Origin of the sequence: Microbacterium sp. CCH5-D1 (assembly GCF_001557335.1) — a bacterium.
Lineage (GTDB): Bacteria > Actinomycetota > Actinomycetes > Actinomycetales > Microbacteriaceae > Microbacterium > Microbacterium oxydans.
This window is the reverse complement of sequence record NZ_LSJW01000106.1, coordinates 1-2633: the sequence shown is the minus strand read 5'-3', so window position 1 is coordinate 2633 and position 2633 is coordinate 1. Positions and strand designations below refer to the sequence as shown.

Genomic DNA, 2633 nt, shown 5'->3' with positions numbered 1-2633 from the left:
GGCCGTCGGTCTGGAAGACCTCGCCGAAGTTGCAGTCGTCGCCCTTCTGGGTCGCCGTGTAGATGACGCCGGTGTCGAGCATCGTGACGTTCGAGTCCGGGGCATCGAAGCCGTAGGCGGCCTTGAGACCCGGCCAGCCATCGTCGCGCGTCGAGAACTCGCTCTCGATGCAGAACGTCTGATCGGCGCTCGGCAGGGCTGCGACATCACTCAGCGTCTTCACGCCCAGCTCGTCAGCCTCCTTCTTACGGATCGCGAAGGCGTAGGTGTTGTTGAACGGCGCGGGGTCGAGCCACGCGATGCCGTTCTCGGCGTCCGCTCCCTTGACGGCATCGAACTGCGCCTCGGCGCCCTGCACCGGCGTCGTATTGCCGTTGTACGTGATCCACGACGTGCCGGTGTACTCCCAGTAGCCGAGGAACTGGTCATTCTCGAGCGCCTGACGCACGTTGGCGGAGCCGACGAGCTTCGTGTTGGCCTCGACGTCGGCACCGTGCGCATTGAGCAGTTCCGCCGTCATGTAGGCGAGGATGTACTGCTCCGAAAAGTCCTTCGAGCCGATCTCGCCAGTGAGACCTTCCAGCTCGTCGCCTTGGGCTCCGGAGCCTCCGCCGGCACCGGACGAGCAGCCGGTGAGGAGCAGAGCGCCGGCGGCGATGGCGGCGAACGAGGCGGTGGCGATGGTGCGTGTGTTCATTGCAAGTTCCTTTCGGGAAGGGAGTGTGCTGTGCATGTGAATTAGTGGTGGAGTGGTGGTGCTCAGAGGCCCTTGGGTCGAACGATGTCCTCCACGACGCCGGCGGCCCAGTCGATGAGCACGGCGATCGAGGCGACGAGGATCGCTCCGACGACGAGAACGGGATAGCGCTGCAGCTTCAGGCCGTTGATGATCATGTCGCCGAGACCGCCGGCGTTGATGAAGGTCGCGACCGTGGCCACACCGACCGCGAAGACGAGCGCGGTGCGGAGTCCCGCGAGGATCACGGGCGAGGCGAGCGGCAGCTCCACTCGGCGCAGAACCTGTGACGGGGTCATGCCCATGCCCCGGGCCGACTCGCGGATGCTGGGATCGACCTGGGCGAGGCCCGCGATCGTGTTCTGCAGCACGGGCAGGAAGGAGTAGATCACGAGTGCGAGCAGTGCCGTCGTGAATCCCGTCTGCCAGACGATTGCGAGCAGGATCACGACGCCGATCGCCGGCGTCGCCTGACCGATGTTCGCGATGCCGATCACGACGCCGCGGAACACCTTCGATCGGGAGCGGCTCACCGCGATGCCGGCGGGGATCGCCAGCACAGCCACGAGCACGGAGGCGATGATCGACAGCACGAGGTGCTCGCCGATGCGGGCCGTGATGTAGTCGGCGTTGAGCGTGCGCTGCTCGATCGAGTCGAGGTCGAGGCTCGACACCCACACGTAGGTGAGCACCAGCACGACCGCGACGACGATGAGCGGCATCAGGCGGCGCAGCAGCACGGGCATGCCGCGTCGGGGCGCGGACTGCGTGCGCAGCATCGTGGTCGCGGAGGGCACGACCTGGGGGCCGGTCACGGTCACGCCTCCTCGGCGCGACGCGCGGGGCCTTCGGAGCCCAGCGCTGCCGAGATGGCCGCCTGGTCGATCGAGCCGACGACCGCCCCGGCGCGGGTGACGTTGACGCGCGCGGCGCCGGTCAGCACCAGGGTGTCGAGGGCCTCGCGCAGCGAGGAGTGCTCGTCGACCGTGACGGCCGGGGCTGCGGCATCCGCGGATCCGATTCGCGCGTCCGTCACCGGGATCAGAGCGAGACGCCTCAGGGCGGCCCCCTCGCCGATGAACGATCGTACATAGTCGTTGGCAGGCTCGGCGAGGATGCGCGCCGGAGTGTCGAACTGCTCGATCTGGCTGCGATCGCTCAGCACTGCGATGCGGTCGCCCATGCGGATCGCCTCTTCGAAATCGTGCGTCACGAAGATGATGGTCTTGCCGATGTCGGCCTGAATGCGCAGGAACTCCGCCTGCAGCTTCTCCCGCGTGATCGGGTCGGTCGCACCGAAGGGCTCGTCCATGAGCATGACGGGCGGATCGGCAGCCAGTGCCCGGGCCACTCCGACACGCTGCTGCTGCCCGCCGGAAAGCTGACGGGGGTATCGCTGTGCGAACGTGCCCGGGTCGAGCTGCACGGTGCGCAGGAGCTCGTCCACGCGCTCGGCGATACGGGCTTTGGACCAGCCGAGCAGCTTCGGCACGATCGCGATGTTCTCGGCGATCGTGAAGTGCGGGAACAGGCCGATCTGCTGGATGACGTAGCCGATGTGCCGACGCAGCTCGTTGCCGTCGAGCGACAGCACGTCATCGCCGTTGATCCGGATCGACCCGGAGGTCGGCTCGATGATGCGGTTGATCATCTTCATCGTCGTGGTCTTGCCGCAGCCGCTGGGGCCGACGAACATGATCAGCTCGCCGGGCTCGACACGCATCGAGAAGTCCTCGACGGCGGGCCTCTGCTGACCCGGGTACTGCTTGGTGATGTGGTCGAGGACGATGTCGACGCCGCCCTGCTGCGCCGCGAGGGAGGTGAGAACGCCGGTGTTCGTTGTGATGTCAGGCACGGAGACCCCTTGAGGTGGTGAGGCGGGCGACGAGCACGAGGA

The 2633-nt window shown here is 67.0% G+C and carries 3 protein-coding genes; all 3 read right to left on the bottom strand.

Features of this window, described 5'->3' with window-relative positions:
• A partial coding sequence (locus AX744_RS07090; RefSeq protein WP_061015995.1) for a glycine betaine ABC transporter substrate-binding protein occupies nt 1-697 on the bottom strand: 697 nt, incomplete at its 3' end.
• 62 nt (nt 698-759) lie between these two features.
• Nucleotides 760-1557, bottom strand: a complete 798-nt coding sequence (locus tag AX744_RS07085; RefSeq protein WP_017201954.1) for an ABC transporter permease — start codon at nt 1555-1557, stop codon at nt 760-762.
• Nucleotides 1554-2591 carry an ABC transporter ATP-binding protein gene (locus AX744_RS07080; RefSeq protein WP_197429174.1) on the bottom strand — a complete coding sequence of 346 codons (1038 nt, stop codon included), beginning with the start codon at nt 2589-2591 and terminating at the stop codon, nt 1554-1556. Before AX744_RS07080 ends, AX744_RS07085 begins: the two co-directional genes overlap by 4 nt.
• Nucleotides 2592-2633: the final 42 nt, after the last annotated feature.